This is a genomic window from Sphingomonas sp. BE138, from assembly GCF_031456125.1.
In the GTDB taxonomy this organism is placed as follows: domain Bacteria; phylum Pseudomonadota; class Alphaproteobacteria; order Sphingomonadales; family Sphingomonadaceae; genus Sphingomonas.
Genome location: NZ_JAVDUC010000003.1, coordinates 24,585 through 40,524 on the forward strand (window position 1 = coordinate 24,585; position 15,940 = coordinate 40,524).

The 15,940-nt window shown below is 69.5% G+C and carries 9 protein-coding genes; 4 read left to right on the top strand and 5 right to left on the bottom strand.

All coding sequences use genetic code 11. From position 1 onward, the window contains the following. Position 1 precedes the first annotated feature (1 nt). The 3 genes from J2Y58_RS05150 to J2Y58_RS05160 all read right to left on the bottom strand — a co-directional run bounded on the left by J2Y58_RS05150 (position 2) and on the right by J2Y58_RS05160 (position 6,129). Positions 2 to 2,638 (bottom strand): TonB-dependent receptor, encoded by a 2,637-nt coding sequence (locus J2Y58_RS05150; RefSeq protein ID WP_310099680.1) that lies wholly within the window; start codon positions 2,636 to 2,638, stop codon positions 2 to 4. Positions 2,639 to 3,169: 531 nt separating this feature from the next. Further along, on the bottom strand, positions 3,170 to 4,447 hold the full coding sequence (locus J2Y58_RS05155) for a sigma-54 dependent transcriptional regulator (protein ID WP_310099682.1): 1,278 nt from the start codon (positions 4,445 to 4,447) through the stop codon (positions 3,170 to 3,172). Beyond that, positions 4,444 to 6,129: an ATP-binding protein gene (locus tag J2Y58_RS05160; RefSeq protein ID WP_310099685.1), complete on the bottom strand. Its 1,686-nt coding sequence runs from the start codon at positions 6,127 to 6,129 to the stop codon at positions 4,444 to 4,446. Before J2Y58_RS05160 ends, J2Y58_RS05155 begins: the two co-directional genes overlap by 4 nt. 238 nt (positions 6,130 to 6,367) lie before the next feature. Between J2Y58_RS05160 and J2Y58_RS05165 the strand changes: the two genes are divergently transcribed. Together J2Y58_RS05165 and J2Y58_RS05170 are read left to right on the top strand one after the other, a co-directional pair. Beyond that, entirely contained in the window at positions 6,368 to 7,711 is a 1,344-nt protein-coding gene (locus J2Y58_RS05165; RefSeq protein WP_310099688.1) for a dicarboxylate/amino acid:cation symporter, read from the top strand. Positions 7,712 to 7,776: 65 nt separating this feature from the next. Further along, positions 7,777 to 9,303 (top strand): alginate export family protein, encoded by a 1,527-nt coding sequence (locus J2Y58_RS05170; protein WP_310099691.1) that lies wholly within the window; start codon positions 7,777 to 7,779, stop codon positions 9,301 to 9,303. A gap of 44 nt (positions 9,304 to 9,347) precedes the next feature. On the opposite strand, the gene J2Y58_RS05175 is transcribed toward J2Y58_RS05170, so the two are convergent. Next, positions 9,348 to 10,781 carry a sugar porter family MFS transporter gene (locus J2Y58_RS05175; RefSeq protein ID WP_310099694.1) on the bottom strand — a complete coding sequence of 478 codons (1,434 nt, stop codon included), beginning with the start codon at positions 10,779 to 10,781 and terminating at the stop codon, positions 9,348 to 9,350. A 154-nt stretch (positions 10,782 to 10,935) separates the two neighbouring features. Here J2Y58_RS05175 and J2Y58_RS05180 point away from each other — a divergent pair, with 154 nt between their 5' ends. Further along, positions 10,936 to 13,419, top strand: a complete 2,484-nt coding sequence (locus J2Y58_RS05180) for a PepSY domain-containing protein (protein ID WP_310099697.1) — start codon at positions 10,936 to 10,938, stop codon at positions 13,417 to 13,419. On the opposite strand, the gene J2Y58_RS05185 is transcribed toward J2Y58_RS05180, so the two are convergent. Further along, positions 13,413 to 14,495, bottom strand: a complete 1,083-nt coding sequence (locus J2Y58_RS05185) for a PLP-dependent cysteine synthase family protein (RefSeq protein WP_310099699.1) — start codon at positions 14,493 to 14,495, stop codon at positions 13,413 to 13,415. The genes J2Y58_RS05180 and J2Y58_RS05185 overlap by 7 nt on opposite strands. Positions 14,496 to 14,704: 209 nt before the next feature. Between J2Y58_RS05185 and J2Y58_RS05190 the strand changes: the two genes are divergently transcribed. Further along, on the top strand, positions 14,705 to 15,940 hold the full coding sequence (locus J2Y58_RS05190) for a PQQ-dependent sugar dehydrogenase (RefSeq protein ID WP_405053071.1): 1,236 nt from the start codon (positions 14,705 to 14,707) through the stop codon (positions 15,938 to 15,940).

A 15,940-nucleotide genomic window follows, 5' to 3' on the forward strand; every position in this document is an offset into this window, starting at 1 on the left:
GCTAGAACTTGACCCGCGCGCCGATCTGGATCGTGCGGTCGTAGGTACGGGTATCGCGCGGCGAGTCGTAATAGAGGCCGTTCAACGAGTTCAGGCCGCGGAACCGATCCTGATAGACGTCGTCAAGGATGTTGGTCGCATCGAACGTCAGCGTCAGCCAGTCGGTCGGCGAATAGCTGCCCGAGAAGTCGAGCCGCGCGACCGGCTCCGCCAGAATCGTGCTCGCCTGCACGCCGCCCGAATTGTAGCTGTCGACGTAGCTCGACCGCCAATTGTAGGCCAGGCGGGCGGACACGCCATACTTCTCGTAGATCGCGACTGCATTGTACGACCATTTCGACACGTTGACGATCCGCTGCCGCCCGCCGTTGATCGGATCGTCGGTCTTGCCCTCCGTATAGGTGCCGTTCAACTGCACGCCGAGACCGCTGAACGCGCCGGGCAGGAAGTCGAAGAATTGCTGGTAGGCAAGCTCCGCGCCGGCCAGGAAGCCCTTGCCCGCGTTTCGCGGACGGCTGACCAGATACGATCCGCCGAAAAGCTCCGGCTGCGAATAGGTCTGGATGTAGCCCGTCAAATCGCGATAGAAGCCGGCGGCGGTCAGTGACGTGCTGGGCGCGACATACCATTCCAGCGACGCGTCGTACGCGGAAGACTTGATCGGCTGGAGCGACGGATTCCCGCCGCTGCCGGTGCCGACATATTGCTGCGTCCCGGTGCTGCCGCTGGGTACCAGTGTGACCAACGGGTTCAACTGCGCAAATTCCGGACGCGTGATCGTCCGTCCCGCCGCAGCGCGCGCGAACAGTTTGTCGGTCAGCCCCAAGCGTGCGTTGACGCTGGGCAGCACGTTCAGATAGTTCTGGCGGCTAGACACGTTGTTGCCGTTGAGTTGCTCGACCGTGTTGACCACGCGCGCGCCGATCACGCCGTCGAGCGGCATACCCCCGATGTCGAAGCGGTAGCCCGCCTGACCGTAGAAGGCATAAGTGTCCTCGGTGTTGAAGAAGGCCAGGTTCGGCTCGTAGGGCCGCGGCCCCGCCGGCTGACCGAACAGGGCGCGGATCTGGTCGGTGTTGTTCAGCAGGAAGTCGGTGTCGGCGGTGATGAACCGATCGACCCCCAGTCGTCCCTTCACCAACCCGCTCGGCGAGAGGCTGGCGAAATTCGGGATCGAGGTCAGCGGCGCGCCCGCCGCCGTCGGGAACGCCAGCGGAATGGAGGCGGTCGCTTGCGAGTTCACGGTGCGATGGGTGTAACGCGTCCCGATCTTGAGCATCTCGACGACGCCACTGTCCGGCTTGATCGTCAGGTCGTTGCGCCACGCGATCTGCTCGCTGGTGTCCAGCCCGTTGTTATCGAACAATGTGCGCATCGTGTAGATGCCGGGATCGGTCAGATCGACCCCGGTCAGCCCGACGCGCGGCGTGCCGTCCACATCATAGTCGATGTCGAGCCGCGGCACGTTGAACGACGTGTCGAGGATCGCGTTGCGGTTGGGCACCTTGCTGTAATTATAGGTGACCTCGGTGTTCAGCACCGCCTGCCCCAGCGTCCACTTGCCGCCGACGACCGCCTGGTAATTGTCGGTGCGGTTGCGGAACGCTTGCTTGCTGGTCAGCGTGTAGGCGTTGGTCGTGCTGCTGCTGTCAGCCAGGATCGGATAGGTGGCGTTCGGCGTGACCTGCGTCAGCGTACCCGCCTTGGGCAGGCCGATGAAGAAGTCGACCGCGATCTGGTTCTCGTAGCGGGTGAACACGCCGTCGGCGTAGAATTCGACGTCCGCCGACGGGCGCCACTGGAACGAGGCGTTCAGGGCGGTGCGGCGCCGGTCGCCGGCGGTGTAAAGACCGCCGACGGTGTCGGGGGTCGCGACCGGTGTGCCCGACGAGACGAAGTCGAACGCAGTCTGATCCTGATACAGCCGCTTGTTATAGGAGCCGGCGAGCAGCAGGCCCATCTCGCCGATGCCGGTTTCCCAACGGTCGCTGACCAGCGCCGATCCGATATAGCCCCATTTGTCTGACTGGTCGCTGTACACCGCGCGGCCGCTGGCGGCGATCTGGCGACCGGCGAAGTCGAAGGGCCGGCGCAGCCGCACGTCGATCAACCCGGCCACGCCGCCCTCGACCAGATCGGGCGTGCTGGTTTTGTAGACGTCGACGCCGGCGATCAGCTCGGCCGGAATATCCTGCAAGGAGAAGCCGCGGCCTACGCCCGTGAACGCTTCGCGGCCGTTCAGCACCGTCGCGACGTTGGGCAGGCCGCGGATCAGCACGCCGGTCGCCTCGCCGGCGCCGCGGGTCACCTGCACACCCGTCACGCGCTGCAACGCGTCGGCAACGGTATTGTCGGGCAATTTGCCGATGTCCTCTGCGACGATCGAGTCCACGATCTGTGCAGCGTTGCGCTTGAGCGCCTGTGCAGATGCGAGGCTGGCGCGGACGCCGGTCACCATGACGTCGTCGCCCGTCGCTTCGCTGACGGGAGCTTCCGCATCCGCGGGCGTCGCGTTTACGGCGCCGCTGTCAGCACTTTGCGCGGCAGGCGTGGTGGCTTGCACCGCTCCGGTGCGCGAAGCCGGCGTGCCGCTCGCGTCCTGCGCCACGGAGGGCTGCGCCAGCAACAAGACTGCCACCACTGACATAGAAGCGCCTGAGCGCACGAACCGCCGGTACCGCATGAACCCTCTCCACCCGGCGATCGTCGCCGGTATTAGTCCTACATTAAGCCGGAGTGGCGGAGCTGTAACCGCAAATTGCTGATGTCAAAAAGAAAGTTCATGACCGTGCCAGAATGGCCACACTGCTGCTGCGATTTGAGAGAATCTCTCCATCAACCGCGGCAAGCAATCGGCGAATGGCGGTGCCGCGGGCCCGCGTCCGCATGGCGGACGGCGACCGCTCCGCCCCGGCGACCAGCGCGACGGGGCGCGAGAATGGTGCGTCCGTCGTTTCGGGGCTACGCGATCCTGCCGCGTGCCGGGCGAGGTGAAGGCGAGACCGACAAGGGCCGTTGGTCGCACTCGCCGGTGCGGCTGCACAGCACCGCCCGACGCGGTGGTGCAACTGCTCGGTGCACAGCGCCGGGCGACGGACGCAGGCATGCTCACCGCTCCCGCCACCTGCCTTCAGCGGCCTTGCACGCGCGGTGAGCGGGCCGATCCTACCTAGGGAATCTCGCCCTCCGCGCGCAGCCGGCGCAGGTCGATGCCCAGCCGCTTCACCCGATAATAGAAGGTCTCGCGCGGGATCCCGAGCAGCTCGACCGCCCGCGTCACCTCCCCGCCGGCGCGCCTGACCGCTTCGGCGATCAGCGCTCGTTCGTAGGCCCGCATGCGGTCCGGCAACGGCAGTTCCGCTCCCGTAGGCGCGGCGTCGTCCAGCCCCAGCACCACGCGCTCGACCGCCATCTCCAGTTCGCGCATATTCCCGGGCCACTCGCGTCGCGCGACAAGATGCGCGACATCGGCCGCCGTCGGCGCGGTCGCGCGCTCCCCGCGACCGCCGGAGAGGAAGTGCATCGCCAGCAGCGGCACGTCCTCCATCCGCTCGGTGAGCGGCGGCAGGCGCAGCGATACGGCGGCCAGCCGGTGGAACAGCGCCGGCAGCACCCGCTCGCGTGCCCCTTCGTCGACCGCGGCGACGATGCGCGCATCGACCCGCACCGGCTCGCGCGCGTCGAGCGCCACCGCGCGCTGCTCGGCAAACTGCGCCAGCCGGTGCTGCAGGCGCTCGTCGGCGCGGTCGAGATTGTCGAGGAACACGGTGCCGCGATGCGCGCGCGCCAGGGTGCCGAACGCGTCGAACAGCGCACTCTCCGCGCCCGCCGGCCACGCGGCACAGTCGACCACCACGAAGCGGTGCCGGGACCGTCGTCCGCCGCGGTGCAGCAGCCGGGCGAGCAGTTGCTTACCGGTCCCGGTCGCACCTTCGACCACCACGTCCATGTCGGCGTCCGCCAGCACCGGCAGCATCGCACGCAATCGGCGGATCGCAGGGCTGTTGCCGACCAGCTCGTCGGCGGCGGACGCCTCGGCGAGCGTGCGCAGCCGCCGGTTCTCCAGCGTCAGCGCGCGCGCGGTGGTGGCGCGCGCCACCGCCGCGAGCAAGGCGTCCGGGTCGAACGGCTTGGTCAGGAAATCCCATGCGCCGGCCTTCAGCAGCGACACCGCCATGTCGACATCGCCATGCCCGGTCATCAGCACCACCGGCAGCTCCGCATCGCGCGCTGCCAGTGCCCGGAACAGCTCGATCCCCGACATGCCGGGCATCCGGACGTCGGTGACGACGACGCCGTCGAAATCGGCGTCGATCGCGCGCGCCGCCTCGGTCCCGCTGGCGAAGCCACGCACTGCATAGCCGGCGAGGTCGAGCAGCTGCGCGGTCGCTGCGCGCAGCTCGTCGTCGTCGTCGACCAGCGCGACGATCGATCCCGCTTCGGTCATGCCGCCACCATCTCCAGCTCGAAGCGGGCGCCACCGTCGCCCGGTACGTGGCGCAGCGTGCCGCCCAGCTCCACCATGATGTCGTGCGCGATCACCAGCCCGAGCCCGAGACCGTCGCTCCGGCTGGTGACGAAGGGCGTGAACAGCCGCGCGACCACGTCCGCCGACACGCCGGGGCCGTTATCGGTCACGGCAAGGATCACGCGTCCCGCCCCGCCGCGATCCAGCGTGAGCGCGATGCGCGGACCTGGCGTTTCGCGCAACGCCTCCAGCGCGTTCTGGAGCACGTTGACCAGCACCTGTTCGAGCCGGATGCGCCCACCGGTCACCATCAACTCCGCGGGGATCGGATCGCGCGTCAGCGTCACCGCGCGCAACTGCTCCTTCAGGATCAGGAGCGCGCCGTCGATGACCTCCGCGAGCGAGACCGGGCGCAACGGGCCCGCGCGCCGCCGCGAGAAGCCGCGCAGCTCGCGCGTCACCGCACCGATCCGGTCCGACAGCCGCGCGATCGTCGCCAGGTTTTCGCGCACCGCGCCAGTATCGCCGCGATCGAGCAGCGCCGCGCTCGTCTGCGCATAGGTGCGGATCGCCGCGACCGGCTGCGCGGTCTCGTGCGCGACGCTCGCCGTCACCTGCCCCAGCGTCGCCAGCCGGTTCGCCTGCCGCAATCCCTCCCGCAGGTCCGCCGCGCGCGCCTCGCCCGCGGCGCGCTCCTCCATCTCGCGGGTCAGCTCGCTGGTCCGCGCGCGCACCGCTTCCTCCAGTTCGGCGGTGCGACGGCGGGTCAGCTGGACGCGCTGGTACAATCCCCACAGCAGCGCCGCGAGCGCGATCACGCCCAGCCCGGCACCGATCCCGGCGGTACGCGCCGCCGCGCGCTCGATGGGGCCGCCCGGCCGACGCAACGTCAACGTCCAGCCCGGATGCGCGGTCGGTACCGTCGCCGTCACGTCGCGCGACGAGGTCGGCAAGGGGCGCAGCACACCGTCGGGGAGGCTCGCCTCCGCCCGCACTGCCGCCATCGCCTGCGGCGACAGCGGCCGCGCCGTCGCGAAATGCCATTCGGGCCGGCTGCTCACCAGTACGATGCCGGCCGCATCGCGAACGAACGTGTCGCCGCCTGCGCGCGCCCAATCGGCCTCGATCCGCCCGAACTCCAGCTTCACCACGACGACGCCGCCGTTCACCGTCCGCCGGGACAGATACAGGCCGGCGCGGTGGCTGACGGTGCCGCGCGCGAATTGCGCCGCCGCCCCGAACCGTTGCGCGTCGCGGGTATAGCGACGGAAACCGTAGTAGCTGCCGACGAAGCTGGAGGGCGTGCGCCAGTTGCTGGCCGCCGCGCCGGTGCCCGAGCGGTCGAGCACGTAGATCACCGCCGCCCCCGTTGTGCGCGCGAGCGCCTCGAGCTTGCGGTTGAGCTGTTCCGTCGCCCCGGGCGTACCGCTCAGCGTCGCCACCACGTCGCGGTCGTCGGCCAGCGCCAGCGGCACCAGACGATAGCGCGCGATCTCGCTGTCGAGCAGCGAGGCGCGCAAGCGCGCGTCGGTCAGGACGTTCTCTTGCAGTGCATCGCGGGCGCGAAGGCGCGCGACATGGCCTACCGCCACCGCGATCAACAACGCGATCAGCAGCGTTCCAAGGATCCAGCGGATGCCAAGGGCGGAGAAACGACTCATCCCCGCCCTTCTTACGAGCATGATGACCGCGTGCAACAATTTGCATTCGACACGCGGTCAGTCCGCAGAAATCCACACGTCCGGCAGTATGCACTGACTCTAATGCGCGCGTAGTCAGCTGATTTGTAAGCGTAATCTGCGAAGTGCCGAAATATTCCCGCCCGCATCGCCAACCGCTTCAGCATCGCCCCGTCAATGATCCGCTCGCAAGTGGCGGAAGGAAAAGGAGAGGACGGACATGCTGCACACCGGTTATCCCACTCATCAGGCGGCGCCGCCGCCCGCCAGGCCCTGGTATGCGCAGCTATACGTCCAGGTGCTGATCGCGATCACGCTCGGCGTGCTGCTCGGACATTTCTACCCCGCCGTCGGCGAGGCGATGAAGCCGATCGGCGATGCCTTCATCAAGCTGGTGAAGATGATCATCGCCCCGGTGATCTTCCTGACGATCGTCACCGGCATCGCCGGCATGCGCGACCTGTCGTCGGTCGGTCGTGTCGCCGGCAAGGCCTTCGCTTATTTCCTCTTCTTCTCCACCTTCGCGCTCGTCATCGGCATGGTCGTCGCCAACGTCGTCCAGCCGGGTGCGGGGATGAACATCGACCCCTCCACGCTGAAGACCGACAAGATCGCGGAATATGCCAGCAAGGCGCATGAGACGACGATCACCGGCTTCCTGACGGGGATCATCCCCGACACGTTCGTCGGCGCGCTGACCGAAGGCAACATCCTGCAGGTGCTGTTCGCGGCGATCCTGTTCGGCATCGGCCTGGCGCTGCTCGGCGATCGCGGCGACCGCCTGCTGACCGTGCTGGAGGACGTGTCGCTGGCGGTGTTCAAGGTGGTCGCGATCCTGATGCGTGCCGCACCGGTCGGCGCGTTCGGCGCGATGGCCTTCACGATCGGCAAGTACGGCGTGGGCAGCCTCGTCAACCTGGCGACGCTGGTCGGCACCTTCTACCTCACCAGCCTGCTGTTCGTCGTCATCGTGCTCGGCATCGTCAGCCGCCTGGCCGGCTTCTCGGTCTTCAAGCTGATCGCATATCTGAAGGCCGAACTGCTGCTGGTGCTCGGCACCTCGTCGTCGGAAAGCGCGCTGCCCTCGCTGATCGAGAAGATGGAACGCGCCGGCTGTCCGAAATCGATCGTCGGGCTGGTCGTGCCGACCGGCTATTCGTTCAACCTCGACGGCACCAATATCTACATGACCCTCGCGGCGCTGTTCATCGCACAGGCGTGCAACGTCGACCTGACGATCGGCCAGCAGCTCCTGCTGCTCGCGGTCGCGATGCTCTCGTCGAAGGGGGCGGCGGGCGTGACCGGCGCGGGCTTCATCACGCTGGCCGCGACGCTGTCGATCGTCCCCTCGGTGCCGGTCGCGGGCATGGCGCTGATCCTGGGCGTCGACCGCTTCATGAGCGAATGCCGCAGCCTGACCAACTTCATCGGGAACGCAGTGGCCACGGTCGTCGTGTCGCGCTGGGAGGGCAAGCTCGACACCGTGCAGCTCCACGATGCGCTGAACGGCCGCCCCGGACCGCGCATCGACCAGCTGCCCGCCAACGCCGTTCCCGCCGAATAACTGCCCGCGGGAAGCGCGTCGGCTTCGTCCGGCGCGCTTCATCGCCCCCCTGAAGGACCATGGTCATGACGTTTCGTTTGCGGAGCCCTGCTACCGCTATTGCCCCCGCCGCGCTCGTCGCCGCGCTCGCCACCGCCACCGCCATCCCCGCCTTCGCACAGACCGCGACCACCCCGCCGGCCACTATCCAGAACGAGCGGGCGCGCCAGACGCTGGCCGCGCCGCTCTCCGAATCCTACCCGGCCGAGGCGATCGGCGACGGCGTGACCACCGGCGGCTACAACCAGTCGCGCTGGGTCGAGGACTGGAGCCGCCTGCGCGATCCCGCCAAGCGCAAGACGATCCTCGACAAGCTGAAGTACATCCCGATCGGCGGCGACGACGTCTATCTGACGCTGTCGGGCGAGTTGCGCGGGCGCGTCAACCTGACCACCAACCCCGACCTGCGCGATCGCGAGGCGCAGCGGCAGGATATCGTCCGCGTCGTCGGCGGGGCCGACCTGCACGTCACCGACCATTTCCGCTTCTTCGGCGAACTGGCGCACGGCTATATTCAGGGCGAAAACATCGGCGCGCCCTCGGGCTTCCTCCGCAACAAGCTGGTCGTGCAGCAATCCTTTGCCGATGCCACTGCCGAAGTGGCCGGCGCCGACCTCGGTATCCGCGTCGGACGCCAGACCTTCGCCGACGGTCCCAACCTGCTGGTCGTCCCGCGCGACAACAACACGATCTTCTTCACCTTCAACGGCTGGCGCGCCTGGGGCCGCGCCGCCGGTGCGCGCGTCGACGTGTTCGACTTCACCCCGACCCGGCTCGGGAACGGCGGCACCGGCGACGACCTGAACAAGGACACGCGCCGCTTCTCGGGCGTGTCCACCGGCATCGTCGTGCCCAAGACGTTCCTCGGCGGCTCGAAGCTCTACGTCGATCCGTTCCTCTGGCGGCTTCGCAACGATGCCGCGGTGTGGGGCGGGCGCAGCGCGCGCGAGGTGCGGCACTTCTACGGCCTGCACGTCTGGGGCGATGTCGGGCCCGTCAACCTCGACTGGACGATCAACCACCAGGGCGGCCAATACGACAACCGCGACATTTCCGCCTGGCTGCTGCTGTTCGCGCAAAGCTACCGCATCGGCAAGGATCGCAGCGCGCCGCGCGTCGGCGTCCACGCCGATTACGCCTCGGGCGGCGGCGCCTACGGACGCGGCACGCTGAAGACCTCGCTCGCGCCGTTCGGGAACAACATCTATTACAGCTACCAGCTGTATGCGACGCCGACCAACCTGATCGCGGTGGCGCCGAACGTCAGCTTTCAGCCGATCCCCAAGGTCCGCGCCTCGCTCGAATACCAATGGTCGTGGCGCGACAGCCTGAACGACGCGGTGTACCGCGCCAACGGCCAGGCGTTCGCCGGCACGCAGAACGTCGCGGGGCGCAAGATCGCGGAGACGGCGCGCGCGCAGATCGTCTGGTCGATCTCGCCGCGCGTGTCGTTCACCGGCCGCTACGAGCATCTGCAGGCCGGCTCGGCGCTGACCGGCGCAGGCTATCGCAGCTCGGACTTCCTCGCCGGCTGGCTCAGCTTGCGGCTGTAACGCGGGGCGGTGGTGCATCCGCAGTGGTGCACCACCGACGGGGCCTACCGCGACAGGTCCATGTCCTCCAGCGCGATGCCGTTCGTCTCCGGCATTACCCGCCACGTCCATACGAATTGCAGCGCCATCATCGCGCCGAAGAAGGCGAACACCCACCCGCCCAGCGATCCGGCGACGACCGGGAAAAGCCAGGTGATCGCCGCGGCCATCACCCAATGGGTGGTCGATCCCAGCGCCTGCCCCTTGCCGCGGACCGCGCTCGGGAACACCTCGGAGATGAACACCCAGATCACCGCGCCCTGGCTGACCGCGAAGGCGGCGATGAAGCCGAGCAGCCCCGCCAGGATCAGCGTGCCGTCCGGTGCCGCGCGCTCCAGCTGCCACCCGACCAGCAGCAGCGTCGCGGCGCAGACCACCGAACCGACATACAGCAACGGCTTGCGGCCGAACCGGTCGATCAGGAACAGCGACAGCATCGTGAACAGCAGGTTCGTGCCCCCCACCGCGATCGACTGCAACAACGCGGAGTCCGCCCCCGCTCCCGCCAGCTCGAAGATGCGCGGGGCATAGTAGAGCAGCGCATTGATCCCCGACAGCTGGTTGAACATCGCGATCGCGACCGCGCACCCGATCGCGATGCGGTGCGCCGGCTGGAACAGCCGCACGTCCCCCGCCCCGCGCTCGCGCCGTTCGGCGGCGTCGATCCGTGCCAGCTCGCCCTCGGGATCGAGGAAGCCTAGCCGCGCCATCGTCGCGCGCGCCCGCTCACGCGCGCCGTGGATCGCCAGCCAGCGCGGGCTCTCCGGCAGCAGGAGGGTAACGACGAGGTACAGCGCCGAGGGCACGGCGACGATCCCGAACATCCACCGCCACGCGCGCTCCGGCGGCAGCGCCTGCGCGATCAGATAGTTCGACAGGAAAGCGATCAGGATGCCGAGCACGATGTTCAGCTGGTTCATCGCCACCAGCCGCCCGCGGAACCGTGCCGGCGCCACCTCGGCGATATAGATCGGCGTCACCACCGACGCTGCACCGATCGCCAGCCCGCCCAAAAACCGGAACGCGATCAGCATCGCCCAGCTCGCCGCCAGTGCGGTGCCCAGCGACGACACGACATAGGCGATCGCCACCGACAGCATCACCGCGCGTCGACCGAACCGGTCGGCGGGCGCCCCCGCGAGCAGCGACCCGATCACCGTGCCGATCAGCGCGGAGGCGACCGTGAATCCCAGCGACGCGTCGGTGAGCGCGAACCGCGCCTGCAAGGCCTGCGTCGCGCCGGAAATCACCGCGGTATCGAACCCGAACAGCAACCCGCCGAGCGCCGCGCCCGCCGCACTGAGCACGATCGCGGCGGTCACGCGCGCGTCGCCGGTTTCTCCGGCCGCCGTCGAGCCGCTATGCACCAACGGCGTTCCGGCGCGCGCCGCCATCGCGACAGGATGCGGATGGCGAAACGACGATACGTCGGCGGTCATGGTGCATCGGTCGGCTTCCCCTCTTCTCTGCGCTCTGACCTGCATAAGCACGGCAGCGGAACCACGCCACCCCCGCGCGAGCCGACCCTTGACCGGTCGCCGATCAGTATCTAACGCGACTTACTCTCATTTGCGTAACGGCGGCGGCGGGGGCATGGCGCGGACGATCCTGTTTCAGATCCACTGGTTCCTCGGGATCACCGCCGGGCTGGTGCTCGCGATGATGGGCGTCACCGGCGCGTTGATGAGCTTCGAGGACGAGCTGATCACCGCGCTTAACCCCGGCATCGTCACCGTCACGCCGTCCGACGCCGCGCCCCTGTCCGCGCCCGCGCTGATCGAGCGCTTCCGCCAGCAGCAACCCGGTGCGCGCATCAACCGTCTGGTCGTCGAGCGCGATCCGACCCGCGCCGCCGCCGTGGGCTACACCGTGGCGGGTTCGAAGCAGCGCCACCGTACCTTTCTCGATCCCGCCACCGGTGCGATCCTGGGCGAGCCGCGCGGCACGCGCGTCTTCGGCGTAATCGAGGATCTGCACCGCTGGCTGGCGTTGCCCGGCCACGGCAACGGGCTCGGGCGGCAGATCACCGGCATCGCCGCGCTGTCGCTGATCTATTTCGCGCTGTCGGGCCTGTACCTGCGCTGGCCGCGCCGCCCGCTCGACTGGCGCAACTGGCTGGTGCTCGACTGGCGGATGACCGGCCGCAACCTCTACCGCGCGCTCCACGCGGTCGTCGGCGGCTGGGTGCTGATCTTCTATCTCGTCAGCGCCGGTACCGGGCTGTGGTGGTCGTACGGCTGGTACCGCAGCGGCGTGCAATATCTGCTGTCGGTGGAGCGTGGGCCGGAGGGGCGCGGCGGCGGCGGTGGCCCCCGCGGCGGCAAGGAAGCGGCGGTCGACTGGCCGCGCGCCTGGGCGCACTTCGCCGCGGCGACGCGTGGCCGCGCCTACGACAGCGTCACCGCCAGCGCGCGCGACGGCACGACGGTGCAGTTCCGCGCGCTGCTGCCGAACGCCCGCCACGACCGCGTGTCGGACGACCTGTCGATCGACAGCCGCACCGGCGCGATCGTCTCCGACCTGCGCTACGCCGATCGGCCGCTCGGTACCGACATCACCGCCAGCGTGCTGGAGATTCACCGCGGCGCCTATTTCGGCATCGTCGGCCGCGTCGCGATGATGCTGGCCAGCCTCACAATGCCGCTGTTCACGATCACCGGCTTGCTGCTCTACATCGACCGCCGCCGCCGCAAGCGCGCGCTTGCGGCCGTGCCGACCCCCGGTCATGCGGCGGGCACCGGCGATCCGACCACGATCGTCGCCTTCGCCAGCCAGACCGGCTCCGCCGAGCGGATCGCCCGCCTCACCGCGCAGGCGCTGCCGGGCGCTCGCGTCATGCCGATCGCCGCGCTCGATGCGCCCACGCTCGCCGCGGCGACACGATTGTTCGTCGTCGCCAGCACCTATGGCGAAGGCGAGCCGCCCGACGCCGCGCGCGGCTTCGCGCGCCGGATGGCGGAGCCGGCCCCCGACCTCCCGCACCTCTCCTATGCGGTGCTCGCGCTCGGCGACCGCGAATATGCCGATTTCTGCGCCTTCGGGCACCGGGTGGACCGCTGGCTTCACGCCGCCGGCGCACGGCGGCTGTTCGACCCGGTAGAGGCGGACGGCGACGACGCCGATGCGCAACGCCATTGGCAGCAGCAGCTGGGCGGGCTGGGCGCACGCACCGACCAGCCGGATTGGGCGCCCGCGCCGATGGCCGCGTGGCGGCTGGTCGAGCGCCGGATGCTCAACGCCGGCAGCGCGGGCGCCGGCGCCTGGCATATCGCGCTCGCGCCTGTCGACGGCGCGGCCGATTGGCAGGCCGGCGACATTCTGGAGGTGCTGCCCCGGCAGGACCCGGCGCGCGTCGCCGCGTTCATCGCCGCCAACGGCTTGCCCGACACCGCCGCCACCCGCGCATCGCTGATGCAGCGGCTGCTTCCGGCGGACGGCGATGCGCCCGCCGATCCCGCCACGCTCGCTCTGCTGCCGCACCGTGAATATTCGATCGCCTCGGTGCCTGCGGCGGGTCGGGTCGAGCTGATCGTGCGCGCCTGTCGCGCCGCGGACGGCTTTGCCGGGCTCGGCTCGGGCTGGCTGACCGAGGGCGCGGCGCTCGACGGCGTCGTGCAGGCGCGGATCCGCAGCAATCCCGGCTTCCACGCCCCCGCCGACGCGGCGACGCCGCTGATCCTGATCGGCAACGGCACCGGGCTCGCCGGGCTGCTCGCGCACCTGCGGGAGCGCGCATCGGCGGGTGGCGCACCGGCATGGCTGTTCTTCGGCGAACGCCATCCCGACCACGACGATTTCCACGCCGCCGAACGCCACGCGCTGGCCGCCGACGGCGTCCTGTCGCGGCAGGCCGCCGCCTGGTCGCGGCTTGGCCACGGCCACCGCTACGTGCAGGATGCCGTCGCCGCCGCCGCCGCCGACATCGCCGCAGCGGTCGCGGGCGGCGCGGCGATCTACGTCTGCGGCAGCGTCGCCGGCATGGCGCCCGCCGTCCATGCCGCGCTCGCCGCGATCCTCGGCGACGAGCGGCTGGAGGCGATGCTCGCGGACGGCCGTTACCGCCGCGACATCTATTGAGCGCCCGATAGCAGCGCCGTCATCGCCGCCGCGGCGTCGCGCCACGCGATGCCGCGCGCGGCCAGCCAGTCGTCGTCGTAATAGGTGCAGCCGTAGCGCTCGCCACCGTCGCACAGCAGCGTCACGATCGACCCCGCCTGCCCCGCCGCGGCCATGTCGGCGATCAGCTGCGCGCACGCGACCAGGTTGGTGCCGGTCGAGCCTCCCACGCGCCGCCCGAGCCGCGCCGACAACGCGCGCATCGCCCCGATGCTGTCGCCGTCGTCGACCGCGATCATCCGGTCGATGACCGCGGGAATGAAGCTCGGCTCGACGCGTGGGCGGCCGATCCCCTCGATGCAGCTGGCGCAGCCTTCCGGCAGCGACACCGCGCTACGGTCGGCATGGTGGCGGTGGAAGATCGAGTGGACCGGATCGGCCACGCACAGCCGCGTGGCGTGGCGCTGATAGCCGATATAGCGCCCGATCGTCGCCGAGGTGCCGCCGGTGCCCGCCCCGCAGACGATCCACGACGGCACCGGATGTTCCTCCGCCGCCATCTGCGCGAAGATGCTCTCGGCGATGTTGTTGTTGCCGCGCCAGTCGGTGGCGCGCTCGGCATAGGTGAACTGGTCGAGGTAATGCCCGCCGGTCTCCGCGGCCAGCCGGTGCGCCACCTCATGGACGGTGCGCGGATCGTCGACCGCATGAATCTCCCCGCCGTAAAAGCGGATCGCGTCCAGTTTCGGCGCGGCGGTGGTCGCGGGCACCACTGCGATGAAGCGCAAGCCCAGCATCCGCGCGAAATAGGCTTCGCTGACCGCGGTCGACCCCGACGACGCTTCGATCACGCACGTGTCCGCGCCGATCCAGGCGTTGCACAGCGCATACAAGAACAGCGAGCGCGCCAGTCGGTGCTTCAGGCTGCCGGTCGGATGGCTGCTTTCGTCCTTCAGGTACAATTGGATGGTCGGATGCCGCGGCAGGTCGACGCGGATCAGGTGCGTGTCCGCAGAGCGGTTGAAGTCCGCCTCGATCCGGCGGATCGCCTCCCTGCGCCAGGCGCGCGCCGCCGCGCTCCCGTCTTCCCCGTTCATCGTGCCTGTGCCCCCTTCCGATCGTCCGTCGGGCGGGTGCGTTACATCATCTCGTCGCGCGGCGCGACCGCAGAGGCAAGGCCCAGCAGCGCAGCGCGTCGGGATTGTTCCAGATCACATATTTAGCGGCTGGTCGCCGCCGCGCCCATTCGGCAGAACATGCCCGAAACTTCGACAGGTGGCGTGTGCTTCGTTTCTCTTCGGCGGCAATGGTGACAATCCTCGCGCTCGGCGGCTGCGGTGCAGCGAACGACGCGCAGCAACCCGCCGCGCAGGCAACCGCGGCGCCGGTCAACTACGGTTCGTCCAAGCCGGCGCCGACCAGGCCCTTCACCGCACAGCCTGTCGCCACGTTCGACGGCCCCTGGGCGCTCGCCTTCCTGCCCGACCAGCGGATGCTGGTGACCGAAAAGTCCGGCCGGTTGTGGCTCGTCACCGCCGCGGGCGCCAAGACGCCGGTGGCCGGCGTGCCGCGCGTCCATGACGAAGGGCAAGGCGGGCTGCTGTTCGTCGCGACCGCCCCGGACTTCGCGCAGAGCCGCCACGTCTATCTCACCTATGCCGAGCCGGGCGAGGGCGGCGACGGTCTCGCGCTCGCCCGCGCGACGCTGGACGGCGACGGCGCGGAGCTCACGGACCTGCACGTGATCTGGCGCCAGCTGCCGCGTGGCAAGGGCGGGCAGTTCGGCGGCTATATCGCCTTCTCGCCCGATGGCCGCTACCTGTTCCTCACCTCCGGCGAGCGGCAGCGCTTCACCCCCGCGCAGGACCCCGATCAGGCGCTCGGCAAGATCCTGCGCCTCACCCTCGACGGCAAGCCGGCGCCCGGCAACCCGGCCGCCGGCAAGACCGGCGCGACCACGATCGGCGTCATCGACCCGCCCGAGAACACCGGCGCCGCTGCCAAGGCACCGGTGCGCAAGATCACCCTGGCCGGCCCCAATCTCACCCCCGCGGAAACCTGGAGCACCGGGCACCGCAACCCGTACGGGCTGGCCTTCGACGCGCAGGGCCGGCTGTGGGAAACGGAGATGGGGCCGCAGGGCGGCGACGAGCTGAACCTGATCGAGGGGGGCCGCAATTACGGCTGGCCCCTGGCGTCCTACGGCAAGAACTACGACGACACCCCGATCCCGTCGCACGCGGGCAATACCAGGTTCCAGCAACCCGCTCTTTACTGGAACCCGGTCATCGCGCCGGCCGGCCTTGCCTTTTACAACGGCAACATGTTTCCCGAATGGCGCGGGTCGGCGTTCGTCGGCGGGCTCGCCTCCACCGCGCTGATCCGCATCGCCTTCGACGGCGCGGTCGCGCGCGAGGCGGAGCGTTGGGACATGGGTGCGCGCGTCCGTGCCGTGATGGCCGGTCCGGACGGCGCCTTGTGGATTCTGGAGGACGGCGCGGACGGCCGCCTGCTGCGGCTCGTCTCCAAACGCGCCGGCTAA